Genomic DNA, 25,303 nt, shown 5'->3' with positions numbered 1-25,303 from the left:
CCCGCAACTGGTAGTTTAAATACATGTTGCAAAACTAGACGCAACGCCCTCGGGAATCGCGGCTCTTCTTTAAGTAAAAAGTTAAAAAGTTTGAAATTTAGGGGGGTGTGGAGCTGGTGTACGAAGGGAAGAGCAAGCGGGTTTGGAGGGTGGGCGGCCTCTACCACTTGGAGTTTAAGGACGAGGTTACGGCTGGCGACGGGGCGGTGAAGGCGGCGGCCCCGGGGAAGGGGGCGCTGGCGGCTGAGCTGTCGGCGGTCCTCTTCGCGCACCTCGCCGCCCGCGGCGTCGCAACCCACTTCGTGGAGTACAAGCCGCCTAACGTCCTCGTGGCGGTGCCCGCCGAGGTGGCGCCGGTGGAGGTGGTGGTGCGCTTCAAGGCGTATGGAAGCCAGCTCAAGAGGATGCCTAGGCTCAAGCCCCTCCAGCCCCTGTCGAAGCCGCTTGTGGAGTTTCATCTAAAAGACGACGCGCTTCACGACCCGCTTATATACCCCCAAGACGCTGTGGAGGCGGGCCTCTTGACTTGGGAGGAGCTGGCATATGTGGAGGCGGCGTCTCTGAGGGCCGCGGAGGCGCTTAGGGAGCTGTACGACGCCGCGGGGTGCGACCTCCTAGACGTCAAGTTTGAATTCGGCAGAACCCCCCGGGGCCTCGTCCTAGTCGACGAGATCTCCGGCGACACCTTCAGAGTCCTCTGCAGAGGGGAGCACCTAGACAAGGAGTACTTCCGCAAGACGAGAGACGTGGAGGGCCTCTTGAGGCGCTACAGAGAGCTGTTAGAAATTACGAAAGCCTCCCTGGGGCGGGCCGGCGGCGGGGCAGTTCGCCAGTAGCCACCTCCAGGCGGGGACCGCGCCGTAGTCCTCCGAATCCCAGCTTATTAACACACTGCGGCTAGCCCCCAGCCTCTTCGCCGCCTTCCTCAGCTTCTCGGCATGCCTCTCGTCTGGCTCGTACGCCACCTCGTAGAGCTCTACCGCGTCCCCCTCTACGTAGGCGAAGTCCACCTCCACGCCGTTGACGTCTACGTAGTAGATTCTGCCGCCTCTGGCGGCGGCTTTCCTAAGAAGCTCGATATAAACCACATTCTCCAGCCTCCGGCCCATGTCCAGCCCCGCCTTGGATAGGTAAGTGAAGGAGGTGTCCACAAGGTACAGCTTCCGGGGTGCCCTCGCCCTCCGCCGGGCGGGCCCATACCGCTCCACTACGTGGACAAAGTAGCACTCTGAGAGGTATCTGATGTATGCCGCGGTGGTTTTCACGTCAAGCCCCAGCGATCGCGAGAGGGAGCGCCACGTGACGGGGTTTGCGTAGTTCTCCAAAACCGTCTTGAACAGCGCCTCGAGCCCCTCCACGTCTCTCACCCTCCGCCTCTCCACCACGTCGCGGTAGAAGACCGTGTCGACGAGAGCCCTCACCTTATCCAGCGACTTAGAGAGCCACACCTCCGGGAAGCCGCCCCACTTGACGTACTCCTCAAAAAGCCTCCTCGCCGCCCCCACCTCTCTAAACGTCTCAGGCCTCGCCGCGGAGGCCACCTCGCAGAACGACAGAGGGAGGAGGAGGCGGGAGATGTACCTACCCCTAAGCCTCGAGGGCACCCTCTCGGCGGAGAGCTCAGAGGTGGAGCCCGAGACGTAGATCTTGAAGTCCCTCACGTCGTGTAGCCACCTAAGTCTAAAATCCCAGTGGGGCCACGACTGCACCTCGTCGAGAAATAGGTGCACCTCCCCCGACGGGTACACCCGCCTCACCTCCTCCGCCAGCTTCCTTTCGTCGAGAGACGCCGTCCAGAGGTGTTCAAAAGAGACGTACAGCGCCTGTTCCCCCCGCTCCAGAAGCGAGGCCGCGGTTTTCAACAAGACGTGCGTCTTCCCCACGCGCCTCGGCCCCACGACGGCTACGACGTCGCGCCCCGCCGCGGGCAAGCTGAAAAACCTGGGGATCTCCCTCACATAGCGAAGAGACTCAATATACTCCCTACTCAAAACCTCAATCATGTGGAACACAATCCACAAAAAATAAAACTTTTGCGGAACACACTGGAACACACCACAGCCCCCACAAGTATGCCCGCCACGCCTCAGCGGCGCTCTGGAAACGCCCTGGGTAGACGAGGCGCATCTAGGGCCTACGCCGGCGCCGACCTCCTATGCCCCGGAGCCCGGCCGCCTCGCCCCGCGTCGCGTGTCGCCGCCGTGTTCAGAGCCACCTGCGGCGTCGAGCTCTGCGGAGCCGCCGCGGGGCTTTGACGTTTGAGGAGTGTACACGCTTGGGGTGGGCTGGGCGAGGTTTTGGAGAATGGTCCCGAGGTCTATGAGGTCCGCCTCTTCCGTCTCCGCGGTGAAAGACTTGGCGAAGATGGCCAGCCGCGTCGTCCAGCCTGGGGGGATGAGCATCTCCGCTGCCTCCCTGAGCTTCGGCACTATTTCGCGGGGGTCCGCGGCGCCCCACTTAGCCTCGGCCAGCACCGCGAACCTCCTATCCTCGTCTACCCCCAGGGCGTCTACGTCCAGCTGGACGCGCCTACCGCCCTCTCTGATGTGCACCACCTCCCTGGACACCTTCTTGACGGGGTAGAACCTGGGCAGTATCTGCCTAACAGCGGCTTCAAAAGCCCACGGGTAGAAACGCTCCAGCTCCCTAACGGCGGCCTCCTCCAGGGCCTCCCCCGCCGCCACGTCGCCGTGTCTATACACAGACCTCAGCCAGTATGCGTAGAACCTATCCCTAATCTCGTAATAGACCCTCTTGCTCTTGCGCCGCTCCAACACGCCTAGGAGATTAACCAGGTCGTTGAGGTAGGGCGGGAGAGACGTGGCCTTCACACCGGCGCGGCTGGCTATCTGCTCCAGCTTGGTGGCGCCCCCGGCGACGGCGTCTAGAATCGCCAGGTGGGTGCGGTACTCCCGGCCGAGAGACTCGGCGAGGACGAACTCCACCTCGTGCCTCAAGGGGCCGCCCTCGCCAGCCACGAGAAGCCTCACCGCCTCCTCCGCAGTCCTCACCCCCCACTGCTGAGCAAGGCGGTAATAGTAGGGCACCCCGCCGAATAGGAGAAAGAGCTTAAAGGCCTCCTCCCCCACCACACCCATATCCCCCAGCCACCGGAACACTGCGGGGGGCTCCAGCTCCCCCAGCTCCAGCACGAGGTCGGCCCTGCCGAAGAGGGGAGACCCCGCGTCCGCCACAAGCCTCTTCACCATCCCCACCACAGAGCCTGTGAGGATAACCGAGGGCTTCTCCACACGCGTATCCCACATCTTCTGCAGTATGTAGGGCACCTCAGGCGCCGTCTCCAAAAACCACTGAAACTCGTCAAAAGCCACCACGTACCCCCTAAGCTGGAACAACACGTCGAAAAACTCCTCCCAATCCGCAAACCGGACGTAGCTCGGGAGCCCCGCAGCCCTCCTCAGCGCCTCCCCAAACTCCTCCAGCAACACCCCCCGGGGCTTCTTCGGGTTGACGAAGAAATACAGGTGGGGCCTCGCCGAGAGGAAAGACAGCACCAACGCAGTCTTGCCAATCCTCCTCCGGCCATACACCACAGCGAGAAAAGGAGGCTTAAGACGCCCCAGCAGGGCGAGCTCCCTCTCCCTCCCGTAGAGCTTTATTACAGCCATAATAATTACACACGTAATAAGACATATAAATAGACGGCGCCGGGCGGCCGGAGGCGAAGAGCCGCGCGGCCCTCCCCGCAAGACGCCCCCCGCGCCTCCAGAACACAGACACAGCGAAGGGCGCAACCAAAATCAACACCTCGCCGGCGCCCGCCGCATCTATGTAAAACGCACTCCACAACACCACCGCCGCGGCCAGCTATACGCCCAACGCGGTTAACTACATCAATGTAGGGATTAGACGTGGAGTCAACGGCGAAGCCGTGGATCAGCCTCGACAAGTATCGTGAAGACAGGCTGAGGGGGCCGTCTACGAGGCTGAGCTAGCCCTCCGCTTTCTTGAAAAACGGCCTGTACAGAAACGCGGCCGGCGAGGCGTTTCAAGCAGTGAAGGCCCTCCTGGCCGCGGCGGCTCAGCAAAGGGAAAGGCTCGCCGGCCTCTACCCCGGCGAGGGGAGGGCGGGGCGGGGCCGCCGGGTGGCTAAGGTAGATCTGGTAATCGCCATGATGCCCACCACCAGGATGAAAGAGGTGGCCCAGCACCTAGGCGACGAGGAGCTGGAGCGGGCCGTGGAAAAGGCCCTGGACCTGCACCAGTTCCAGCACAGCGGCCTCGACCCCGAGGGGGGTCTGTCGCGCTACGGATCGCTGGATCAGGTTGAGAGAGATGTAGAAGACGTAGTGGAATACGTCAGAAGAGCCGCGGCGCGGCCGACACCATAAGGTTTATAAGTAGGAACACAGGTGGCTCAATGCTGGTGGTGTACGGCGCGGAGCTGAGGCTAGTGGCCATGGGCCTCGCCGGCCTTGCCGTGCTCACCCAGCTGTGGCCCCACCGCCCTGACCCGCGACTTGAAGTAAACCCCAACCGCGCCGCCGCAGTCAACCACGCAGTCCACCACCCGTCGGCCCGGGCCACGACACAGCCCAGAACCTCATCATCAGCCACCACCACATCTCTCGCTACGATCAACCAAATCTTAATACTCACAAGCTTCGTGCAGAACGGCTTGCCACTGAGGAGAAGCCGCGCATGGACACCGCTCAACATGCCTCATACAGCTTGCTGTAGACAGTGCCGTAGTCAGAAAAATCTACCCTCTTAAACTCGCCGCCAACTATCTCGTACACAGCCACGCCCACTCTCCTAGGCTCCAATCCGGCGAGCCTAAGTGTGGCGGTGGCACACAGAAACAAGTCTTTAACCCACGGGCTGTGGGTAGACACCACAACCCTAGCCCTCGAGGCGAGGAGCCGCGCCGCCGCGTACAGAGACTCCTCCGGATGCAAGCCGTCCAGCGTGCCATCTAGCAGAATCCACCCATCGAAAACCTCGGCAAGCCGCTCCAGAAATCCAACCACAGCGACAGCTCTGGACGCGTGCTCCAGCATAAGCGGCTTGATACCAACTATCTCATACCACTTTCCGTCCTCCCGCCTCACTAAAGCATATCTAAAACGCCCCCTGGCCCTGTCTACGTACCTCTCCATCCTCTGCAACATCTTCATAAACATGGGATTGACAGCACGTGGTTGCTTCAGAGTCAGCTCAACCCCCTCGTAAAATATTAAGACATCCCCAGTCCGCGGCCTCCCGTCGCGGCTACAAATAACACTAGCCTCTCCACCCTCCGTCTTATGACACGCCATATGGAACCCGCCGACCCCAAGCTCAAAAAATCCGCCAGGCTCCAGCAAGCTGTCAGCTACGCTATGGGCGACATCTACAGACTCCTCGCCGTCCGGCGTAAGAAGCGAAAACAACAGGCAGAGAAACGCCGTCTTTCCTGACCTCGGCGGACCCATCAACACAGTCTTATCCCCAAGCCACCCCCTCCCCCTAAACCACACGTCACCCCCACTAGGCCTAAACTCAACCCTAAACTCCACACACCACACATCCACCAAGATTAAAAACATAAGCAACTCTACCAACAACATTCAACCCAACTCCACATCCTATCAACCTCCCTACACAAATCTCGCACCACCTAGCGAACCAAGTAACATGGACTCCCCTCGCCAACCCCAGCACCACCCCCGGGCAAATGAGCAACACATGTCACCACCGAAAATAAGGCTCTAACAGAGCCACAGCCTCTAGTAGCCTTTGGCTAAACGAGAAACAGGATCCATATCTGAGCATGGCGGTGAATCTTCTAAAGTACGGCATGTTGAGGGGAGTCCTACTCTTCGATACCGAGGGGAAATCTAGGCCAAAAACATATTGCCCCTGGCTAAATATTAACGATTAAGTCTATGTGGCAACACGACAACGGTTTTAGTCACATCTATTTCGCTTAGCTACTTCCACGTCGCATTTACCTAATACACCAAGAAGTGCGGAGACAGCCATACTTAATTTTGTATTAAGCGGCTTGCCGATAGTACTTATGATGTCGGCATGGCATTGTGTTTCTGAAACATCACGCACGCTTAACGCTATTTCGCGTATTCTTCTCCCCAGCTGGGTTTTAGGTGCCCACTCCAAAAACCAATTAAGCGGACATCTAGGCGTCAGTCCCACGGGTTTACTAATCCGATAATCCTTGTGGGAATAATGATGTAAAGCAACCATGGCGAGCACTAAGTCTGCCAGAGATCTTCCCTCAAGAGAACAGCTGGGACGCAAACCTGCTTTATCAAAGACATATAACACAAATGCAGTAGACCTAGCTTCATGCATGGGATAAAACCCATTGCTTCCCTTGAATGTTACATCTGATTTGCCAACGTCATGAGCCAGAGCTCCGAACACCATCAGATCGAGGACCTCGTCCTCACTAGCTCCAAATACCCTGGCTATCTTCTTTGCCACTAATTGGCCTCTCTTCTCAACACATGTAGCTACCTCTACTGAATGCTTCTCCAGAGGCTCGCACGGTCCAGCCAGGCAATCAACAGACAAGCAATCAACAGAAAGGACCAAGTCCTTCGACATAACACTTGAGCACTAGCTTTGGAAAGTCCCCATATTTCTCTACAGCCGAGACCAGCCAACTTATGTTATACTCCTTAGGTGGCTTTTCGAAAGTTCCATTGATATAGATCTTATCAATAGGCAATTCATTAGCTTTATCAAGAGATACTGGGAAAGCACTCTCAGGCTTACATGACTCATCAGCACAAGCCTCTACTAGTGCGGACCTCACATACGACATCCCAGCTTTTATAAAGACCTTTTTTAAGACATCTGGAGGTATATAGATAAACTTAGAGAGTTCTCCCAGGAGCCACGCAATCCCCGCATCTCTATTAATCTCACTTCTTAACAGAGAGATGTAACTTCCCTCCATATATGGCAACCTCCACTGCTTTATCGGGAGGAACATGTCGGCTTGCTCCCCAAATATGTAAATTTCGCCTTGGCACTCATTGCAGTCCACCTTACGGCAGACTCTCCCTACACGCTGAATCACCGACTCGGGCGCATCGGCCGATGATATCAAAACATCAAAACTCACATCAACGCCAGCCTCAATAGCTGAGGTTCCCACCACGATATCCGCCTTGGCGAGTTCGTTTTCAGCTTTTTGCCTATCAGTTCTAGTTAGTCTAGAGTGAATCAAGACACCACCTAGCTTCTTCGCAAGATTTGCCGCCTCGCCTAAGTTGTTGTAGACGATTAAAACTCTTTTGCCTTCCTTGACCTTTCGCTTAGCTATTTCAGCAACATTCTCCAAATTGATTTTCCTTACAGTATATCTGATCTTGGAAACACACCTCTCAAACTCAGCGTCGTGGACATATATGGTATCGCTATCCTCCCTATCTCTGGAACCTAGCTGGACGAATTTAAACCCTCTGAAGAGCTTCTTTTTCCACGCTCCCATTGTCGCTGACATCACCACTACCGGCACATGGGCCTCAGCCAAGACGCTAACCGCCGCCTCCAGCGCGGCAGAAGCTTTCCCACTCTCCTCTAGCGCCGAGATATGCGCCTCGTCAAAAAATACACAAGAGGGGTATATGTTAGCAAAAGGCACATGATAATGTATCGCCCTCGACCTACCTGCTATACGGTGCAGTTCAGACACTGGCGCCTTAAAAAGATTATGTATAAAGGAATCAACAGTAGTTAATATATAGTCACCAATCGAGAAGTCGGCGCTTTTCACATAACCCTGCTCTGTAAGAGTGACATCGCCATCTTGATATGTAAAAGAAATATCTGAATATTTAGTAACATATTCTTTCAAAGTCTTGTGCAACACAGCCCGCAGAGGAAAAACATGAATAGCCTTCCAGCAGAGACCAGCCTCCCTAAACGCTCTAAAGAGAAGCGGACCTGTGCTCGTCTTGCCGTAACCAGTAGGCAACTCCAGCACAAACCGATCAGTTCCTCCCCTAGCTAGTTCCAGAGCCCTAGCTACTGCGGCCCTCATTTTACCAAGAAGGCAACCAGTTTATCCAGAGCCTCTCGCTCTCTGATATCGAGCTTCCTAGTCTGGGACATGTTCCTCAACACCTCATATATCTTGTATCTATCGTCTGTTTGAACCATCTCCAGGATCTTCGAAGCAACACTCTCAACGTAGCCGGAGCCAGCTTCAACCAAGTCGATGTAAAAGTTAGCAAGAGGCTTGAGAGTGCACAGTAATCTGTGTTGAAGCGGAATTGAGGTGTAATAAGACCCTTTTATTCTAACGAGACGCACCTCAGCCTCTTGGCATCTAGCTAAATGGCGAACTGCTAACGACATAGCTAGCACATAGGCAGGCGTATAGGTAAGCCTTAACTTATTCATAAATCTGAGAAACTCCCTGTTAATCGAGCTCATATCCCTAGATGCAAGGTCATAACCAGCGACTTCGACAATGGCAAGATGACAATCATCATGAAAGCAGACTCGAAACACATAATCAGCCATTTGATTTAGTTTATCGAAAGCAGATAAGGTTTTAAAAGTGCCTGAAGTTTTTAAGGTATATAAATATATACTACTCTTTAAGAACTCCTTCATTTCTATAAGCTCTTCTGATGATAAAGCCTTGGAACAACTGGCAAAATCCGATTCGGACAATAATAAACCACTTTTATCTTTACTAATTTTTCTACTTTTCTTCTGGATATGTTCAATATAATTATTTATTGATTCAATAAAGTTATTTATATTACTTTTTATCTCGCTTACCGGCATCGATGTGGCTAAAATAGAAAATGCGTTAACCTTATAAAAATAAATAAAGTTAATGTATTTATTGATGTTATTTATATCAATACAAATATTATTTATACTATTAGTTTTTTCTTTACGACTTGTATCTTTCTTACGGCGCGACATATTCGGGCACAATAGCTCTCAGAGTTACATCCTCAGCCTCGATCTCCACAGCGGCCCACCCATGGGCTGGGGATCCCTCAATACTCATATCGGGCGCGCTACGAGGAACGTAGTAAGGCTCAACACCAACCTTCTCAGGGTCACCACCGGGTCTCTGAGCCATATAGACCACGTTGCACGTTCCGCACATTCCCTCTAGTGCCCTAACCGGCACGTAAAATCTGGTTCTTATCCTCTCATTAATCCTCTGTAAATTCTTGATCTTAAGCTCCGTCACAGAGACAATCGATTCCTTAGGACCTATCCTCATTATTCCAGTAGGTTCTATCTTAAGATCGTCGTCAACAACATATAGAATATAGGCCGGTTCCCAGAAATACGTCTCAGTTCGCGTAGCTGGAGCCAACAACACCTGTACAGCGGTCAAAGCGATATCAATATCTGTCATTCCAGAACTGCGCATCCTCTGAAGCGCCTCCTCTACGCTCTCGTTCTTTTTCAACCTAAGACCGCCATAATTTGTGAAGATCTTTAATACCGCGGCATCTAGCTCCCTTGCACCAGCCACTACATCTATGGCTGCCCTTAATGCCTTAAGCCTCTCTTTCCTCTGGCTAAACAAAGTAAAATGTCGTGAGATATTTTCAACAACGGTATATGGCGGAACATGGAAAGTAACATATTTTACTCTAGAAACAAATTCGTCTTCAATCTCTCTCTCGACTGGGTAGTAGTAAACTGCAGCGAGCGCGCCTATCAATGTCGATGGCGGTGGAACTATAGATCCGCTACCATGTTCTGCGAAGAACTGGACAGAGGTGTATGGCGAGTAAAACTCAGTCTTAAGCAATATGTACCTCATTTAATTTTATTCAGCACTAAATCTTTGACTGAGTTAATTAGCTCTTCCAGGTTAGAAACGGCCTTTACTTTGTCTCCAGTTTTTCCACAACTAGTTATGCCCTCCTTGTCAAAGCAGAATAGAGAAACCTCGCCGATATATGCCGCCGCCCTCTTTGCATTTTCCTCGACATAATCTCTCATACGCGGCGGGCTCACAGTAAATGGTATTGGGTGTGAGATCGCGGCGATGCCGCCTAGTGCTTCAAAGATAGGCGTATATCGCGCCTTTTTCGCGCCAAACAACAGCCCGCCGTAGAGTGCCTTCAACGCATCGAAAACTGCCTCAATCCTTGCCTTCCTGTCACCTACATAGCCGTCGGAATCCTCGAACCTACCTATTCTCTCAACATCTATTGCCACCCCGTGTATATATATTGCAGTACCGGCTTCTACCTGGTATGGCACCTGTTGCTGAGGATTCTGTAAGTTATACCTAACATGTAGTTGCGGCATTACGACGCCCCTAGCACTATAAGAGTCGGGCACCATATAGCTAAACATAACAGGCGAGGTCCTCCTTATCATTCCACCCTTTTCGCCGCCCCCCCGCTCTTTGGTCGCCATAAAGCCGGTCACGTCCTCTACCACACACGTCCTTATACGTTCGTCCCTCCCGATCTCCGGCCTATCGGCTCTTTTGAAGAATCCGCCCAATTTGCTATAATTCTGACATTCATCACAAACAGGTAGATTCCGCTGATTAGCTAGTTTAACCAATGCCGACATAAAGCCAAAGGCTATCGACTGGCCAGAGACCGCAGGCGCCATAGTAACCTTATACGCGATTACTCTGCCGTCTTGATCCCGCTCTATCACCATCACTGGCGCCGTCCTATGGCGCGTATAGTTGCCTACAGCCTCCGCCATGTTCAAAGCCTCAACCTCAGCTCTGAATCTGAATCCGAACGAGACGTACATGGTCACTGACTACCCTCTGCTGTGTCCCTTCCCCCCTTCTGCGGCTTGTCCGAACCAGCCGACATAGATCTTGCAAGGGCTCTCAGCGCCAGCTCCTTGGCGAAGTGAGGCCTTTTTTCTATCACAGCCAGCGCAAGCCTCACGGAGTCCTCAAGCTGCTGATAGGCTACGCGCTCAGTTGAGACATACCGCAACGCCGAGTACAATGCCTCTCTCGCCATCTTCATATAGAACTCGTCGCTGTCCTCTACGCGACTTAACATATCAAGTGGACCATAAACCCTTTCTCGAGCGAGATATGCTAGGACGTCGATTATTGGATCAATATTAAATTCTTTCTGTTCAGACATGGTGATTTACGAAACAAATGTTTATTATACTTTATCTCCTGCACTTTTAGCAACTTCTTTTTCCATCAACCGCAAATACCCCGACGCCACAGCTACGGACAGCGGATCAGCGCTATACCTCCTCATACGTCCCCCCTCCACCCTAACAAGCCCCCTATCCGCTAGCCACTCGAGGTGACGATATGCTGTGGTTTTGTCGACTCCTATACGCTTAGCGACATCCTCGGCTGTAGAGCCGATACCTACATTTACAAAGGCCCTAAGTCTCGCTTCCGTAAGGCCTCCCAACTCTTTCAGCACTCTAAATCCACTAATTCTCACAGGCTCGATTGAGAACTCAGGAACTAGGTAGATATCAGACTTCCTTAGAATAGCGGCAACAAATGCGAGAAGTATCAACGCACGAGGTCCACCTGCAAGAGCCATGATGTCGAACTCTAGCTCGACAATTCTATTCAAGCCTCTAGAAAGATCGATAAGATCCACCTGAATTTCCTGGCCCTTGCCCAACGTCCTTATTAAATCAGAAACAGTCTCGGCGGATTCCCTATCGCCTTCTTTACCAGTTATGCCACGCAGAAGGAAATAATCATCTACGGGTCCTAGACGTGCAAGAGCCCGCATGACAAGCCTCGACTCGAACCCCACAGTGACAGCCAGCCGCATTAAATTGCAGATACCTGCAAATTAAAATCTTCCCCCTTGCAGAATGTAAAACATTAGAAACAACTAGACCAAAACTTTGTGTTAACCCTACTCGAAATCGCCAGACTCCTAAAAAGAGCCAGGATAACCACGGGACCCGTCGAGGTATCCCCCGACCTACGGGGCTGGGCCTACGACAGGCCGCCCGTCAAGCCCCCCGCCTACCTCGGGCTAGCCCTCTCAGACTTCGCCTACGGCTACTGCCCCACAGGTCGCAACCTCTACCTCAAATACGTCGCGGGCGAGAGGCCCGCCGCAAACAAAACCCTCGCCGAGGGCCAGGCGTTGCACGCCGCGCTGTTCAAGGCCGTGGAGGACTTCAAGAAATACGCCTACGCCGGGGCGCCCATGTCCCCCTCCCTAGAGGGCGTACCCGAAGACGTGAGGCCGAAGGCAGAGGCGCTGTACAAATACGTCGCCTCTAGACTACTCGGCGAGCACAGCTACGCCCACGCCGCCAGGCTAGCCCGCGGCCGCGACGCCGCCGCCTTCTACGCCGCCCCAATAGCCACCCAGGTCGTCGTCGACGGGGCACCCCTCGGCCTCGGATACGTGGTGGCAGACGGCGTCGCCCTCGGAGCCGTGGTGGAGTTCAAGTTCGGCCCCTCGCAAAATGTAGAGGCCGCACTGGCGGGATACGCCATGGCCATAGAGGCGGAGTGGGGCGTGCCCATAGACTACGGCATACACGTCCAGATATCCGTCAACGCCGCAGTGGAGTACCGAGCCGTGGCGCACCCCCTCGGCGACGCCGCCCGGGCCAAGTTCCTCGAGGCGAGAGACGAGGCCATAGACATAGTAGCCTCCGGACGCGACCCCGGCGCCGCGCCGGAGTGCCCCCGGACGTGCCCATACTTCCACATATGCCATGCAGATCGCAGTCGCTAGCTACGGAACCCGGATAAGAGCCAGGCGGGGCCTGCTCGTCGTCGAGAGCCCCGGCGCCAGGAGGGAATACCCCCTCCACGAAGTAGACGAGGTGCTGTTGCTCACCGGCGGGATATCCATCTCCACGAAGGCCCTAAGGGCGTTGCTGAGGGCCGGCGCCACCGTCGCCGTGTTCGACCAGAGGGGGGAGCCCATCGGCATATTTATGAAGCCCGTAGGCGACGCCACCGGGGCCAAGAGGCTCTGCCAGTACAAAGCAACCGCAGACGGCAGAGGGCTTGAGTTCGCCAGGAGGTGGATCTGGAGGAAGATAAGAGGCCAGCTGGAGAACGTACGCACGTGGCGGAGGAGGCTGGCCCGGTACAGCCAATACGCCGAGCAGATCAGCAAGGCCGCCGACGCGGCGGCCCGCGCCCCCGACGCCAGGGCTCTGATGGAGGCCGAGGCCGCGGCCGCGGAGGCCTACTGGGCCGCCTACAGAGAGGTAACCGGCTTCCCAGGCCGCGACCAGGACGGCCGAGACCCCGTAAACGCCGGCCTCAACTACGGCTACGGCATATTAAAAACCCTCTGCTTCAAATCCCTACTCCTCTCCGGCCTAGACCCCTACGTAGGCTTCCTACACGCGGACAAGTCAGGAAGGCCCTCCCTAGTCCTAGACTTCATGGAGCAGTGGAGGCCCCGCGTCGACGCCGCGGTGGCCAAATCCGCCGAAGAGCTTGAGGTAGAAGACGGCCTCCTCACCCACAAATCCCGCCTCGCCGTAGCCGCCGCGGTGCTTGAGGAACTCGGCGCCGGGAGAAGCCCAGTATCAGCAGAGATACACAGAGAAGCAAGGCACCTGGCGAAGTCCCTATGCACATCCTAGTGGTATACGACATAACCGAAGACCACGTGAGAAACAAGGTGGCGGAGGTGCTGAGGTCATACGGCCTAGCCCGCGTCCAGAAGTCAGCCTACATAGGCCGCCTCCCCCCTGCCTACGTCAAGGAGCTCGCCGAGAGGCTCGCCAGAGCCGTCAGAGGCGCCAACGCAGACATAATAATCCTCAAAATAGACAGAAGGACGCTGGAAACAATGATAAGAATAGGCCCACCCCCACCCAGCGGCCGTGGCCCAGCTCTGCATTAACCCAGCCCTCATCAGGCAGTACCTCTACTGCCCAGCCGCCGCCTACTACATCATAACAGGAGCGGCCGAGCCCCCCACCGAGAGGATGAAGAAGGGAAAGGAAACCCAGCGCGAGGCCGTCGAGGCAGTCGCCAAGGCCCTCGGCGCCGACCGCGTCGAACACAGCCCACGCCTAGAAGGCGCCGGCATATGCGGCGTCGTCGACGCCGTGCTGTGGATAGGCGGCCGCCCAGCCCCCCTCGAAGTAAAGCTAGCCAAACCCCCACGCACAGTCCCAACCCCCCACAAAGCACAGGCCGCCGCCTACGCCATCGCCGCCCAGGCCCAGTACCGCAGAGCCGCCACCACAGCCTACATCTACTACACAGAAACCGGCCACACAGCCACAATCCCACTCACCCAAAACCTCATACAGCTAGTAAACCACGTAGCCGCCCAGATACGCCGCATATACAGCGGCTGGACCCCCCAGCCAAGACACCACCCAAACAAATGCCCCAGCTGCTGGTACAGAAAATACTGCGGATACACATCCACACAAATAGAAAAAATCTAAACAAGCTTTCGACCCTCTTTTTGAGATACTATTGTGTTGGTTGAGAGAAGTAGGTATTTGTAGCGTTTTGTTTTAGTTTTGATTCATGATTAGTGAGCTATGACACATTTATTAAGTTTACCTCTGGTGAGTGGTATTGTTTGACAGATATGCTTATAACTGATTCATGAATCTGGATTCATGAGAGAGGTCACTGAAAGTTATGACGTGCACAGCCTCGTCGTGAAGCTTGACGTGTTGAATATAGTAATATTGAAGATATTGAAGGAGAAGCCGCGTAGGTATTCCGAGATTATCGAGGTACTTCACGACGTGTACGGTTTTAAGATTAGCCACGGCCTCGCGTCTAGGCTGAAGACTCTGATAAGCAGGGACCTTGTTGACCAGGTCAACGGCGTGTATAAGATAACGGCGCGGGGAGAGGAGGTGCTTCGATTCGTCGAGGAGGTGATATGATAGATGTGAAAGATTTGGCTAGCCGCATTACTGTGGCTGACGTCGCGGTGCTGGCGGTGTTGTTTGCGTATGGCGGTGAGCTGGCTGAGGGTGACCTGCTGTACCACGTCTCTAAGCTGGGGTACGACGCGGAACTTAGATATTTGTGGGAGCTGAAGCTGGTTGAGTTTGACGCCGGCTACTGGCGGCTGACTAGGCGCGGCGTAGAGCTCCTCGAGGCCGTCGACGACGTCATGAAGCTGTTTGACCGTGCAAAAATCAGAGAGAGGATAAAGGCAAAAAAGTAGATTAGTACTAACCATTTTTAATATCTATCTTTCTGCTGATATTTCGTACCTTCTGAACCATTTGATCTCAGCTTCTAGTCAACGATGCTCCAGGAGCAACTCGTAGAGCTCGCCGCCGTGCCTCTGTTGTGAGAGGCTGGAGTAGTAGCGTGCGTCGCATATCATCCTACGGGTAGAGCTTTCAATCCTCTTTTTGAGATACGTACAGCCACACGTCTGTGCTGAAGTAGTAGCCGACATCCGTCGCCTTTCAATCCTCTTTTTGAGATACACGTGTCTCTGATGATCTCAAGATCGCTCTCGCGATACCTGGCCTCTTTCAATCCTCTTTTTGAGATACTGTACACGGTTAGGAATCTGCTGACAACCGCAGACAGACACATCGCTTTCAATCCTCTTTTTGAGATACAGCGAAGACGTCGTGGGGGCGTGGCTGATAGGCGTAGAAGACCTTTCAATCCTCTTTTTGAGATACAATGTATACAAAGCCTGGCGACACCGTCCTTGACCCAATGGTCTTTCAATCCTCTTTTTGAGATACTCACACACCCCGCCGATCAACGTCGTGTAAACAAAAGCGTCTTTCAATCCTCTTTTTGAGATACTTGCCATTTTTCGCGGTGGTGCTACTAGCCATCTTTATCACCTTTCAATCCTCTTTTTGAGATACAATCTGCTGTGCGCCAGCGGCTGGCGCCGCCGCTGGCGAGGGCTTTCAATCCTCTTTTTGAGATACCATACATCCTCACAAGCATGAACTCCACCGGACTGTTGAACTTTCAATCCTCTTTTTGAGATACACTTATATACACAGCTGTGCTTACTCACATGATCGCCGAACGCTACTACACTTTCAATCCTCTTTTTGAGATACACGCACGTATGCTACCCGGTAGGTAGGCTATGGCCGAAATCTTTCAATCCTCTTTTTGAGATACTACAGGAGCGCGTACGAACAGGTGTCGAGGGAAGAGCTGGAGACTTTCAATCCTCTTTTTGAGATACCTACAACACCGACACGTTTCTGCCGGCCTACAGACTGCGCCTTTCAATCCTCTTTTTGAGATACGCCTCTATCAGCTCTGACCTGACCGGGTGTGGCCACACGTACACGCTTTCAATCCTCTTTTTGAGATACGGCGACAGCGAGCTGGTGGCCGTGAGGTGGGATCGCACCGCCTTTCAATCCTCTTTTTGAGATACAGACAAGCACGATCCTCGGCCCGTGTAGGCGCATGCCGAGGTGGCCTTTCAATCCTCTTTTTGAGATACTATGTGAGGACCGACAAGCCGGCTGTGCCTGGCAACTCGGGCAGTGCTTTCAATCCTCTTTTTGAGATACTGCGGAGACCGCGGGAGGCGCTTGGGGGCTCTGAGCCTTATCCGCCTTTCAATCCTCTTTTTGAGATACACGCCGTGCTGGAGGCCAAGCTGAAGTCGCGGACGCAGCTTTCAATCCTCTTTTTGAGATACTCCAGAGCATGCGCGAGGTCTCGTGGAGTCCGCCGTGGTCTTTCAATCCTCTTTTTGAGATACCGGATCATACGGCGACAGGCCTGCGTCACGCGTCTTGATACACCACCCTTTCAATCCTCTTTTTGAGATACAGTGCTGACAGTCGACAGGCAGAAGGCTCTCGAGAGGCTCTTTCAATCCTCTTTTTGAGATACAGCTTGAGCGAGGTGAAGTTGACTGTGAGCGCGTGGGCGTACGTACTTTCAATCCTCTTTTTGAGATACCGTTGAGTACGACGACAGAATAGTCGCAGAGACCGAGCAGTACTTTCAATCCTCTTTTTGAGATACACAGGTAAGACAAGGCATGAAGAAGCAATGAGTATACTTACTTTCAATCCTCTTTTTGAGATACCGCATCCTCCACGTCCCGCAGGGTCACCTGCCTCAGCCTCTCGGTCTTTCAATCCTCTTTTTGAGATACCGCGGGGCACGCCGTTCCCTTCATCAAGGAGCTGAGGAGTAACTTTCAATCCTCTTTTTGAGATACTCAAACTCGTCGTAGTTCAGCACGGCGCCGGTCTTGATAGTGATGTCTTTCAATCCTCTTTTTGAGATACAGAGGGTGCGGGAGTGGCTTCAGAAGCTCGGTGTCAAGCTTTCAATCCTCTTTTTGAGATACGTGTAGAGCTGCGGCCCAATCCGTTTTGGCTCGGTATTCTTTCAATCCTCTTTTTGAGATACACAGGTATACGCTATGGAGACTGGGGTGGAGAAAGAAGTAGAGCTTTTAATCCTCTTTTTGAGATACCAGTTGCAACCTCCCGGTGGACCAGAGGCTGTAGTACCTTTCAATCCTCTTTTTGAGATACATTATCATGCTCCTCAAGACCCCGTGGAGAGTCGCCATAACCGCTTTCAATCCTCTTTTTGAGATACATACTTCTCGCAACAGAAGGCGGCACTTTTCCAGAGGAGTATAGCTTTCCATCCTCTTTTTGAGATACTCGTTTCGAGAGACTTCGACATAAGTAGCAAGACAATACGCACGCTTTCAATCCTCTTTTTGAGATACGTGTTTTTAAGGGCGCGGCAGTGCGGCCGCGTGGTGACTTTCAATCCTCTTTTTGAGATACGTAGATTGAGGTGTCTGGGACGATGGTTAGCGTGTTGTATTGGTATCTTTCAATCCTCTTTTTGAGATACCGCGGCGGATTGGGCCGCAGCTCTACACGGCGCTCGTGCCCATGGGGCTTTCAATCCTCTTTTTGAGATACTGCACGGGCCGGAGGGCCGTCAAGCCCCTGGACGTAGACTTTCAATCCTCTTTTTGAGATACTCGCGGAGGACGTGGGAGCCAGTGATCACGATCAGTTTCAACGCTTTCAATCCTCTTTTTGAGATACTAGCTCGATAATCGCCGTGTAGTCTATCTGCAGTATCATACATCTTTCAATCCTCTTTTTGAGATACGAGTAAAATGTCGTCGATGACGTGGTCCCTCGGGAGGTCTAGTCTTTCAATCCTCTTTTTGAGATACAGCGTCTGGTAGTAGACGTAGAAGCCGTATGCCAGCAGAGCGACTTTCAATCCTCTTTTTGAGATACCCCTGGGCGCCTCGAAGCCGAAGAAGCTCGCCACGGCCTCCCTTTCAATCCTCTTTTTGAGATACGGAGAGAGAATCGGAAGAGGAGGAGGTCGAGGAGGAGAAGCTTTCAATCCTCTTTTTGAGATACCGCCAAAGACAACACGAGGAAGTCCTCTAGCTCCATCATCTTTCAATCCTCTTTTTGAGATACCGCCAAAGACAACACGAGGAAGTCCTCTAGCTCCATCATCTTTCAATCCTCTTTTTGAGATACCAATACGAGAAGGAGTGGCTCGGTAAAGATGTCGACGAGGTGCTTTCAATCCTCTTTTTGAGATACAGCAACTGAGGAGCCAGGAGCGCCAGCTCGCGGAGCGACTCGCTTTCAATCCTCTTTTTGAGATACCGGCCTGCTCCCGCCGACGACGAAATGAGCGCGCAACACATCAAAGCTTTCAATCCTCTTTTTGAGATACTGAAGCCCATACGCAATAAATCCACGGGCATAAACACGTCCTTTCAATCCTCTTTTTGAGATACAAAGAGGTGGCTCGCGGGGGAGACCGTTCCAGTCGAGGCTTTCAATCCTCTTTTTGAGATACTTCAAGTCGACCTCGTGGCCGATCCACAGGTCCTGGGTGATGCTTTCAATCCTCTTTTTGAGATACCTTCGAGAACAAAGCCCTCAGCAACAGCGCCGCGCCGAAGAAGCTTTCAATCCTCTTTTTGAGATACTCTCCCCGAGCGCGTTATACACATGCACAGGCTCCTAATCCCAGCTTTCAATCCTCTTTTTGAGATACCGCGCAACTAGACGACCCACGTAGCGCTTTACGGCGCGCCGCAGCTTTCAATCCTCTTTTTGAGATACTGGGGTTCCTGGTCATGGTTTTTTGTGGGTTTTTAAGTTTTTCTTGTGTAGTATTGGAGTGATTGCTGTGTTGTTGTTGCTTGTGTTTTGTTGTCTTTCTACATTGTGTCAGCGTGCCTAGCGGCTTCTGGTAGTTGAATGTCGTGTGGCAACAGCTCGGCGGCGCCGTTCGCTGTGGGTCTGCACGACGTTTTATAAACTGGATCCCCCACGTACATTTGTCTATCCGCCGAGGGGAGTTGAAATATTGACATATGCAAAGGGCTTTCTGCACGACGTTTTTTAAATGCTTTTAATAGGGGGTGTTTTCTTCTGTGTGTGGCGGGTGTGGGTGCGGGGCAGGCTGGGGGAGGGCGCGGCGGTGTCCGGCTTCTCGGGGACGCTGGTGCAGGCCATCGTCCTCTCGGTCTTGGGGAGGGGTGATCTCCACGACGCGAGGCCGAAGCCCTTCGCGGTGTCTCCCCTCTTCGCCGGGGGGAGGCCGGTGCTGGACGCCGCGGCGTTGCCGGCCGGGGAGCTGGTGGAGTTCCGTGTGGGATTTGCCCAGAGGGGGCTGGCCGAGGCCTTCGTGGACGGCGTCGCCGGGGGCTTCCGCATATTCAACTCCCGCGTCGCTGTGGAGGAGGTGGAGTTCCGCGACGTGTCTGTGGACCCCCTCCCGGGGGCTTCCTGCTTCCGGCTGGAGTTTCTCTCGCCGGTGAGGTTCGCGGTGAAGCCGCTGTATAGGCGGAGGAGGGCGCTGTTTGACTTCACGCCGAGGCCTCTAAACGTGTTTAAGTCTGCCGTTAGGCACGGCCGGGCCCTCGGCGTCTTGGACCTCGGCGCGCCTTTCCTCCGCTGGGTCTACACCTACGTTGGGCTGGCTGACTTCGGATGCTTCGGTAGGTGCGTCAGGACTGTGAGCCTCCTGGGGGGCGGGGTGGCTAGGGGATTCACGGGTTGGGCCGTCTACCGCGTCTTCGGGAGGAGGAGGCTGGAGGACGTGTGGCGGGCTCTTCGGGTGGCTGAGGTTTTTAACGTGGGGACTGGCCGGGGGATGGGCCTGGGCGCGGTTAGGGTGGAGCCGAGGGACTGCGGCTAGAAGGTCGCCGGGGCGGGGGGCCGCGCGGGGGCGCTAGTCTGGGGTGGTGGAGCCGTATATTACCTCTATGCCTAGCTCCTTGGCTCTGTCTACGGCTTCTTTTTCGATGGCGACGGCGACGAGGTAGGCTTTGTCTACCTTCCTCCCGTGGTACCTCTCGACGATGGGTATCTTGTCGTGGAGGACCTCGACGTCTTCGACGTCGGCGTAGGACTTGACTTCTATGGCGTATAGGCCGCCGCCTCTCGCCACCACGTCTATGTCGAAGACCCGGCCGGGGGTGCCTGTGTACCTCCCGTCGACGTCTTTAAATCTGAGCTTCTCCACCCGCCCGGGCTCTATGCCCCTCTCCTCCAGCGCCTCTCTGAAAATCTCCAAGACGGCGAGCTCCAAGTCGCGGCCCCACCTGCGGCCCATGGTGCCGATGGTGACCTCCACCTTCTTCTCCAGCTTGTCCAGCCGCGTCTTCACGGCGGCTACCTCCGCCGCCAGCTGTCCGTAGAGGCCCAGCAACTTGTCCATCTGCTCCTGCATTTTTCGCATCTGTTCCTGCATCTTGGCGACTTGCTCCTGTAGCTTGTCTACTTGTCTCTGCATTTTGTCTACTTGTTTTTGTAGTTTGGCTACTTGGCGCTGTAGTCTTGCGATGAGCCGCTCGTTTCTGTCTAGCCGCTCTAGTATCTCGCTGTACCCCAGGTGCCCGGCGACGGCCATTCGGAAGTCTTTGTCTTGTTCGAGTAGGCGGAGGAAGTCCTCTCTGAGGCCCACGTTTTGGAGGGGGGTGTGGGTTTAAAGTTTAGAGGGCTTTGTTGGGGAATTTGGTTTCTATGTATTTCTGGAGGAGTGGGGGCTCTGCCTCGCCTTTGGCCACCTTGGCGGCTGTCTCCTTGGCTTCGGGGTCTTCCCACTTTATGTTTAGGTGGGATGTCTTTGCCTTTGTTATTTTTAGGAGGACGCCCTGCTCCTGGGCGCTGGTTAGGATCTCGACGGCGCCTTGCCTGCCCTCGAGCGCCGTTATGTAGACGCCGCCGTAGGAGTTTATGTATTTCAGCCTCGCCTCTTTGAGGGCGTCGAGGAGCTCTTCTTTTATGGACTGGGCCACGTCGTTGAACACGGCCTTTGCCTCTTCAAACACCTGTCTCAAGGCGGCCTCCGACGCTGTAAGCGTGGCCTTCCCCTCGCCTCCGGAGGCGGTGAACTCCACGAGGTCTTTGAGCGCTATCTCTCTGGAGAGTATCTTGCCGCCTGCGTCCTCCACCTCTCTGTACAAGTCGCCGGGTGGGTAGACCTCTGCCAACACGGCTCCGTACCTAACAACGTAGTTGCCTGGCTGTCTGCAGATCTCGGCCGCGGCGGCGCCCTCGGCCAGCCTTAGGCACCCCCCGGCCGCCTCCAGTCTCCAGCCTGCCATATACCTCTCTCCGCAGTCTATTTAAAGCTTTCTACATAGGCGTGTGCGGCGCCGGGCCGGGGGGAGACGGCGGCGGTTGCGGCATGTTGTGGTGGGGGGTTCATATGGCTTTTTCTGCCGATCTGCGCGGCGCTTCGCTGCGGCGTGTTTCATAGCCCGATGTCTTCTAGTGTTGGGGGTGCCGCTTTGGGGTTAGGTGAGTTCTTCGAGTTCTTTTCCTGCGCTTTCTACGCCTCGTGTCTTCCACCAGGCCGCGGCGGCTAGGCCGAGGGCCCATAGGGCGGTTAGGAGTGCGAGGAATATGTGGGCGCCTAGTACGCCTTCTAGGAAGACGGCGCCGGTGTTTATCAGCCAGGCCAGGGCGGTGACGAGGCCGACGGCGGTGGACCTCACGGCTGTGGGGAAGAGCTCGCTTTCGAGGACGCTTATGGAGGCCCAGGCCCACTCGGAGAATACTAGGTTTAGGAAGAGGACCGCGGCGTATGTCTCCGGGGCGGCTCCGTGCGCCGCGGCTAGGGCGGCGGCTGTGGCTGTGCCCCCGGCGAAGGCGGCTGTGAACGACGTCTTCCTAGACCTGTCTATTAGCGGCAGTAGGAGGAAGGCCCCCACGGTGGCGCCTAGGTTGGCTATGGCGACGTTTATGGGGGCGAATTCGTAGCCGTAGGCGAAGCCGGGGGCGTAGGGGAGGTAGTAGGCGGCAATGTTGTAGGTGAGTAGCTGGGCGGTGAAGGCGGCGGCTAGGATCGCCACCCTCCCCCAGTACCCCCTCAGCGAGGCTCTGGGGGCCTGGGGCGGGGGTGCGGAGACGCCGTACCTCTCGGCCAGGGCCCTGGCCTCGGCTTCCCTGCCTTTGGCGGCTAGCCACCTGAGGGACTCGGGGATGTGGTACCTCGCCACGAGGACGAGGGCGGCTAGGGCGAGGGCTGTGGCGAAGGTGTAGAGGATCGCCGTCTTTACGTCGCCGGTGATCTGGGTGTAGTAGAGCGAGGCGACTGCAATGACGGCCGCGCCGGCGTTCCAGAAGTTGGCGGCGAGCATCAAGGCGGCGCCGCGCCTCCTCGGGGGGGTGAACTCGGCGAGGGCGGAGTATGCGGGGCCCACCTCTCCCCCCACGCCGAAGTTGATCACCGAGGTGGTGGCCAGCGCCGTGGCGAGGTCCAGCCGGTCTGCCCAGTAGGCGGCTACGAACCACAGAGTCCCAAGGGCGTAGATCAAGAGGGAGGCGATGAGGCCGAGTCTCCTGCCCACGACGTCCCCCAGCTTTCCCAGGGCCAGGGCGCCTAGCATAAAGGCGAGGGAGTTGGCGGCGAAAATCAACGTGGCGTTTTTAGCCAGCTCCTCTATGAGAAAGAAGGTGGCTGGCACGAGGCTGAACAAGACGCCGTCTAGGAAAAAGCTGGCGCTTACAATTACAAAGAGCTTCCAGTGAACTGGTCTCCACGACATAACCACATTATCCGATTTCTATAATAAATTTTTCTCTCAGCGTATCCGTGGGGGATAATGTTTTTATTTGGAATCAAGTAGTTGCTTATGGAGCTGAAGATTGGGAGGGCGATTATTAGACACGCGCTTAAGGACTTGGAGGAGTACAGCGACGTCGACGTGGCTGTGGTGGGGGCGGGGCCTGCGGGGCTCACCGCGGCTAGGTACCTGGCGGAGAAGGGGCTGAAGGTTGTGGTGTACGAGAGGAGGTTTTCCTTCGGCGGCGGGATAGGGCCTGGGGGCAACATGTTGCCTAAGATCGTGGTGCAGGAGGAGGCTGTGCCCATACTGAGGGACTTCAAGGTGCGGTACAAGCCGGCGGAGGACGGGCTCTACACCGTCGACCCGGCCGAGCTCATCGCAAAGCTCGCGGCGGGTGCGGTGGACGCCGGCGCTAAAATTATACTGGGGGTCCACGTCGACGACGTGATTTTCCGGGGGGACCCGCCGAGGGTCACCGGCTTGCTGTGGATATGGACGCCTATCCAGATGTCTGGGATGCACGTCGACCCGCTCTACACCCAGACCAAGGCCGTGATAGACGCCACTGGCCACGACGCGGAAGTAGTCTCCGTGGCGGCTAGGAAGGTGCCTGAGCTGGGGATACAGGTGGTGGGGGAGAAGTCGGCGTGGTCTGAGGTGTCGGAGAAGCTGGTGGTGGAGCACACAGGTAGGGTGGCCCCCGGCCTCTACGTGGCCGGCATCGCCGTCTGCGCCGTATACGGGTTGCCTAGAATGGGGCCTATATTCGGCGGAATGTTGATGTCTGGGAAGAAGGTGGCGGAGGTGGTGTACAAGGACTTGACGGCGGAGGCTCATGCCGTTCGAGCTTAAAGTCCAAAGGCCCACGGAGCTTAGGTGCACCAACTGCGGGAGGCTGATTAGAGAGGGGGCAATTGTGGTGAAGACGTGTTGCGTAAACAAGCCCTGGGTGTTCTGCTCTAGGGAGTGTTACAAACAGTTTGTGGCTAAATGGACTCGTAATCAAGACGCGGGAGCTGGCGGCAGGCTGAGGAAAGCCGCCATTTAACATAGCCGCTTTTTTCATTCTATACGCAACCCTCCGCCTACGGCCAGCCCAGCCACGGCGCTGGGTCGCGCGCCGCCAAGTCTATGAACCCTATGTCCCCGGCGGCTGAATCCGTCCCTCCGTGTGAAATGTGACTAGGGCGGGCTCAAGGCTAAGCTCATTGCCATGGAGCTCGCCGGGGGGGTTGTTGGCCCTCTGGCGAGTCTCTGGGGTCCGCCCTTTGCCCGCCAGCGGGGGCCCCCGGCCGGGGCGGGAGGGGGCCAGTCTTTGTTCCGTCGGTTAATCTTGCCGTCCCCACTAATAGGCACTGCGGATGTTAAATTCCAGCTCTCCGATAGGTGTGGTTGGTTTCTGGTCGCCGATTTACTGGCTGTATTTCCTCACGAGGTTTATTATCAACGATATATCTCTAGCGGCTTCCTCGTCTGTGCGGTATCTGCTGAATATTAGTTCCTTATCGGGGCCGTTGTATTGATACTCGTGAAGCGAAAGCGCTATCTCCGTCGCGAAGTATACCTCCATGCCGATGGATTCTGCCAGTAGACGCGCCACCTCTCTAAGCCTCGTCGTGGGCATGAACGCAATAATCCAATAAGCCTCGGCTATCTTTTTCCCGGTCTTTAGCCTCTTCTCTCCGGGGTATTTCCCGCGTATCCTCTCCTCCTCCTTGGCGGCGAGAAGTGCCAGGACCGCCTTCCATGCCTGGAACGCCTTTCCCGCTGCATTTCGTATTAGCCCTTGTCTTAAGAAATCCAGCGCCAACTCCGCCTCATATAAGGCTTCCTTGCTCCTGGTATTAATATACCCGTCGAGGTCTATCCAAGGTTTTTTTAACTCCACATAACCGCCGTGGGTTGAACTTAAATGTTTATTCAAAGAGGGGTTCGACCTTTTCGGCGGTTTAGGCACGGGGGCAGTAAGTGGCATTCTCGCCGTGGATTCTGACGTGTCTATGAGGTGCCTTTTTTCCGCTGTTTAGATGCGCCCATTGGCCGTTCTACCCCTCGCTGTAGAAGCCGCGGTTTGCCCACGGCGTGTTTTCTATTCGGTATAGGTACTCGGCGGCGTCGGGGGGATTCCTATATATTTTACCTGTCCCACAATCCCCCGGCGCCAGCTCTGCCTATTTTCACCTCTATTCCCAGCCTCAGCTCCGGCACTGCCCTGTACCACCTCTTGAGGGTAGGTCACCTCGTCGAGTATTACAAAGGCGCTTCTAACCCCCACCTCTCCTTCAGCCTAGCCACCTCTCTCAACACCTCTGCCAGCTCCCGGT

At 55.1% G+C, this 25,303-nt stretch carries 28 protein-coding genes and 1 CRISPR repeat array; of the genes, 11 read left to right on the top strand and 17 right to left on the bottom strand.

The window, feature by feature from the left end:
• Window positions 1–107: 107 nt before the first annotated feature.
• Window positions 108–836 (top strand): phosphoribosylaminoimidazolesuccinocarboxamide synthase, encoded by a 729-nt coding sequence (locus P186_RS04490; RefSeq protein ID WP_148682723.1) that lies wholly within the window; start codon window positions 108–110, stop codon window positions 834–836.
• Here P186_RS04490 and P186_RS04485 read toward each other — a convergent pair.
• Window positions 780–2,003 (bottom strand): ATP-binding protein, encoded by a 1,224-nt coding sequence (locus P186_RS04485; protein WP_014288238.1) that lies wholly within the window; start codon window positions 2,001–2,003, stop codon window positions 780–782. The two genes, P186_RS04490 and P186_RS04485, sit on opposite strands and share 57 nt — an antisense overlap.
• A gap of 150 nt (window positions 2,004–2,153) precedes the next feature.
• On the bottom strand, window positions 2,154–3,629 hold the full coding sequence (locus P186_RS04480; RefSeq protein ID WP_014288237.1) for an AAA family ATPase: 1,476 nt from the start codon (window positions 3,627–3,629) through the stop codon (window positions 2,154–2,156).
• A 339-nt stretch (window positions 3,630–3,968) separates the two neighbouring features.
• Between P186_RS04480 and P186_RS04475 the strand changes: the two genes are divergently transcribed.
• Window positions 3,969–4,352, top strand: a complete 384-nt coding sequence (locus tag P186_RS04475) for a PaREP1 family protein (protein WP_014288236.1) — start codon at window positions 3,969–3,971, stop codon at window positions 4,350–4,352.
• Here P186_RS04475 and P186_RS04470 read toward each other — a convergent pair.
• The 9 genes from P186_RS04470 to csa3 all read right to left on the bottom strand — a co-directional run bounded on the left by P186_RS04470 (window position 4,321) and on the right by csa3 (window position 11,750).
• Complete coding sequence (locus P186_RS04470) at window positions 4,321–4,680, bottom strand: hypothetical protein (protein WP_148682722.1); 360 nt, start codon at window positions 4,678–4,680, stop codon at window positions 4,321–4,323. The genes P186_RS04475 and P186_RS04470 overlap by 32 nt on opposite strands.
• A complete protein-coding gene (locus tag P186_RS04465; RefSeq protein ID WP_148682721.1) occupies window positions 4,674–5,519 on the bottom strand; it encodes a hypothetical protein in 846 nt (281 codons plus the stop codon). Before P186_RS04465 ends, P186_RS04470 begins: the two co-directional genes overlap by 7 nt.
• A gap of 391 nt (window positions 5,520–5,910) precedes the next feature.
• Window positions 5,911–6,570: a CRISPR-associated endonuclease Cas3'' gene (locus tag P186_RS04460; protein ID WP_148682720.1), complete on the bottom strand. Its 660-nt coding sequence runs from the start codon at window positions 6,568–6,570 to the stop codon at window positions 5,911–5,913.
• Complete coding sequence (gene cas3 / locus P186_RS04455) at window positions 6,542–8,014, bottom strand: CRISPR-associated helicase Cas3' (RefSeq protein WP_014288232.1); 1,473 nt, start codon at window positions 8,012–8,014, stop codon at window positions 6,542–6,544. Before cas3 ends, P186_RS04460 begins: the two co-directional genes overlap by 29 nt.
• Window positions 8,011–8,913 (bottom strand): hypothetical protein, encoded by a 903-nt coding sequence (locus tag P186_RS04450; protein ID WP_014288231.1) that lies wholly within the window; start codon window positions 8,911–8,913, stop codon window positions 8,011–8,013. Before P186_RS04450 ends, cas3 begins: the two co-directional genes overlap by 4 nt.
• Window positions 8,900–9,775: a CRISPR-associated protein Cas5 gene (cas5, locus tag P186_RS04445; protein WP_014288230.1), complete on the bottom strand. Its 876-nt coding sequence runs from the start codon at window positions 9,773–9,775 to the stop codon at window positions 8,900–8,902. The genes P186_RS04450 and cas5 overlap by 14 nt, the downstream gene beginning before the upstream one ends.
• Window positions 9,772–10,734, bottom strand: coding sequence for a DevR family CRISPR-associated autoregulator (locus P186_RS04440; protein ID WP_014288229.1), 963 nt, complete (start codon window positions 10,732–10,734; stop codon window positions 9,772–9,774). The genes cas5 and P186_RS04440 overlap by 4 nt, the downstream gene beginning before the upstream one ends.
• 2 nt (window positions 10,735–10,736) lie before the next feature.
• On the bottom strand, window positions 10,737–10,997 hold the full coding sequence (locus tag P186_RS04435; RefSeq protein WP_014288228.1) for a hypothetical protein: 261 nt from the start codon (window positions 10,995–10,997) through the stop codon (window positions 10,737–10,739).
• A gap of 111 nt (window positions 10,998–11,108) precedes the next feature.
• On the bottom strand, window positions 11,109–11,750 hold the full coding sequence (csa3, locus tag P186_RS04430; RefSeq protein ID WP_014288227.1) for a CRISPR-associated CARF protein Csa3: 642 nt from the start codon (window positions 11,748–11,750) through the stop codon (window positions 11,109–11,111).
• Between the two features lie 78 nt (window positions 11,751–11,828).
• Here csa3 and cas4a point away from each other — a divergent pair, with 78 nt between their 5' ends.
• The 6 genes from cas4a to P186_RS04400 all read left to right on the top strand — a co-directional run bounded on the left by cas4a (window position 11,829) and on the right by P186_RS04400 (window position 15,107).
• The gene (cas4a, locus tag P186_RS04425; protein ID WP_014288226.1) at window positions 11,829–12,677 is read left to right on the top strand and encodes a type I-A CRISPR-associated protein Cas4/Csa1; all 849 of its coding nucleotides are present in this window, start codon (window positions 11,829–11,831) and stop codon (window positions 12,675–12,677) included.
• A complete protein-coding gene (gene cas1, locus P186_RS04420) occupies window positions 12,658–13,545 on the top strand; it encodes a CRISPR-associated endonuclease Cas1 (RefSeq protein WP_014288225.1) in 888 nt (295 codons plus the stop codon). Before cas4a ends, cas1 begins: the two co-directional genes overlap by 20 nt.
• Window positions 13,533–13,808, top strand: a complete 276-nt coding sequence (gene cas2 / locus P186_RS04415) for a CRISPR-associated endonuclease Cas2 (RefSeq protein WP_014288224.1) — start codon at window positions 13,533–13,535, stop codon at window positions 13,806–13,808. Before cas1 ends, cas2 begins: the two co-directional genes overlap by 13 nt.
• The gene (gene cas4 / locus P186_RS04410) at window positions 13,789–14,364 is read left to right on the top strand and encodes a CRISPR-associated protein Cas4 (protein ID WP_014288223.1); all 576 of its coding nucleotides are present in this window, start codon (window positions 13,789–13,791) and stop codon (window positions 14,362–14,364) included. Before cas2 ends, cas4 begins: the two co-directional genes overlap by 20 nt.
• Before the next feature lie 180 nt (window positions 14,365–14,544).
• Window positions 14,545–14,820: a helix-turn-helix domain-containing protein gene (locus tag P186_RS04405; protein WP_014288222.1), complete on the top strand. Its 276-nt coding sequence runs from the start codon at window positions 14,545–14,547 to the stop codon at window positions 14,818–14,820.
• Window positions 14,817–15,107 carry a hypothetical protein gene (locus tag P186_RS04400; RefSeq protein WP_014288221.1) on the top strand — a complete coding sequence of 97 codons (291 nt, stop codon included), beginning with the start codon at window positions 14,817–14,819 and terminating at the stop codon, window positions 15,105–15,107. The genes P186_RS04405 and P186_RS04400 overlap by 4 nt, the downstream gene beginning before the upstream one ends.
• 178 nt (window positions 15,108–15,285) lie before the next feature.
• Window positions 15,286–19,020: a CRISPR direct-repeat array (repeat unit 24 nt; unit sequence CTTTCAATCCTCTTTTTGAGATAC).
• A gap of 98 nt (window positions 19,021–19,118) precedes the next feature.
• Here P186_RS04400 and P186_RS13785 read toward each other — a convergent pair.
• The gene (locus P186_RS13785; protein WP_014288210.1) at window positions 19,119–19,274 is read right to left on the bottom strand and encodes a hypothetical protein; all 156 of its coding nucleotides are present in this window, start codon (window positions 19,272–19,274) and stop codon (window positions 19,119–19,121) included.
• A 32-nt stretch (window positions 19,275–19,306) separates the two neighbouring features.
• On the opposite strand from P186_RS13785, the gene cas6 reads away from it, so the two are divergent.
• Window positions 19,307–20,101 (top strand): CRISPR-associated endoribonuclease Cas6, encoded by a 795-nt coding sequence (gene cas6 / locus P186_RS04395; RefSeq protein WP_014288209.1) that lies wholly within the window; start codon window positions 19,307–19,309, stop codon window positions 20,099–20,101.
• Window positions 20,102–20,134: 33 nt separating this feature from the next.
• Here the strand turns inward: cas6 and P186_RS04390 are convergent, their stop codons facing one another.
• The 3 genes from P186_RS04390 to P186_RS04380 all read right to left on the bottom strand — a co-directional run bounded on the left by P186_RS04390 (window position 20,135) and on the right by P186_RS04380 (window position 22,958).
• Window positions 20,135–20,869 carry a PD-(D/E)XK nuclease family protein gene (locus P186_RS04390; protein WP_014288208.1) on the bottom strand — a complete coding sequence of 245 codons (735 nt, stop codon included), beginning with the start codon at window positions 20,867–20,869 and terminating at the stop codon, window positions 20,135–20,137.
• Window positions 20,870–20,897: 28 nt separating this feature from the next.
• Window positions 20,898–21,512, bottom strand: a complete 615-nt coding sequence (locus P186_RS04385; RefSeq protein WP_014288207.1) for a hypothetical protein — start codon at window positions 21,510–21,512, stop codon at window positions 20,898–20,900.
• A gap of 192 nt (window positions 21,513–21,704) precedes the next feature.
• Window positions 21,705–22,958 carry an MFS transporter gene (locus tag P186_RS04380; protein ID WP_148682718.1) on the bottom strand — a complete coding sequence of 418 codons (1,254 nt, stop codon included), beginning with the start codon at window positions 22,956–22,958 and terminating at the stop codon, window positions 21,705–21,707.
• 87 nt (window positions 22,959–23,045) lie between these two features.
• Between P186_RS04380 and P186_RS04375 the strand changes: the two genes are divergently transcribed.
• Together P186_RS04375 and P186_RS04370 are read left to right on the top strand one after the other, a co-directional pair.
• Window positions 23,046–23,831: a sulfide-dependent adenosine diphosphate thiazole synthase gene (locus P186_RS04375; protein WP_014288205.1), complete on the top strand. Its 786-nt coding sequence runs from the start codon at window positions 23,046–23,048 to the stop codon at window positions 23,829–23,831.
• Entirely contained in the window at window positions 23,815–24,027 is a 213-nt protein-coding gene (locus tag P186_RS04370) for a hypothetical protein (RefSeq protein WP_014288204.1), read from the top strand. Before P186_RS04375 ends, P186_RS04370 begins: the two co-directional genes overlap by 17 nt.
• Before the next feature lie 363 nt (window positions 24,028–24,390).
• Here P186_RS04370 and P186_RS04365 read toward each other — a convergent pair whose 3' ends face one another.
• Window positions 24,391–24,867 (bottom strand): PaREP1 family protein, encoded by a 477-nt coding sequence (locus P186_RS04365; RefSeq protein WP_014288203.1) that lies wholly within the window; start codon window positions 24,865–24,867, stop codon window positions 24,391–24,393.
• Between the two features lie 201 nt (window positions 24,868–25,068).
• The gene (locus tag P186_RS04360; RefSeq protein ID WP_014288202.1) at window positions 25,069–25,254 is read right to left on the bottom strand and encodes a hypothetical protein; all 186 of its coding nucleotides are present in this window, start codon (window positions 25,252–25,254) and stop codon (window positions 25,069–25,071) included.
• Between the last annotated feature and the right edge of the window lie 49 nt (window positions 25,255–25,303).

This window comes from Pyrobaculum ferrireducens (assembly GCF_000234805.1).
Taxonomy (GTDB): Archaea; Thermoproteota; Thermoprotei; order Thermoproteales; family Thermoproteaceae; genus Pyrobaculum; species Pyrobaculum ferrireducens.
This window is presented reverse-complemented; position numbering and strand designations above follow the sequence as displayed.